Origin of the sequence: Shewanella sp. AS16 (genome assembly GCF_021412365.1) — a bacterium.
GTDB lineage: Bacteria > Pseudomonadota > Gammaproteobacteria > Enterobacterales > Shewanellaceae > Shewanella > Shewanella salipaludis.
Genome location: NZ_JAKCLK010000167.1, coordinates 1 through 306 on the forward strand (window position 1 = coordinate 1; position 306 = coordinate 306).

Annotated in this window: 1 pseudogene; it reads right to left on the reverse strand. The window is 33.3% G+C overall.

Annotated features, from left to right (window positions below):
* Positions 1-73: 73 nt before the first annotated feature.
* Positions 74-306: pseudogene (locus LZP73_RS19820) on the reverse strand (plasmid segregation protein ParM domain-containing protein); the annotation flags it as partial.

Genomic DNA, 306 nt, shown 5'->3' on the forward strand with positions numbered 1-306 from the left:
TCACAAACAATTTTATCTGTTTGATTTACATCTGGATTTAGCTTAAAGGCAATGGTTCTGCGCTTGTCCATCATTAATTACCTATGAGATACATACCGTTAACTAAATCATATTGAGAGTTATTGGTTTTAAAAAAACGTTCATCACGAATCTGTGTGTGTTTTTTTACTGCATCGCATATTAATTCTGCGCCACCACCTATAACCATAACATGAGTATAACCAGAAAATTCATTGAGTGTATTTAATACACGTTGCTCAAGTTTACGAAGTGCTTCATTCATTGCTTCGGTGACTATTGATATTT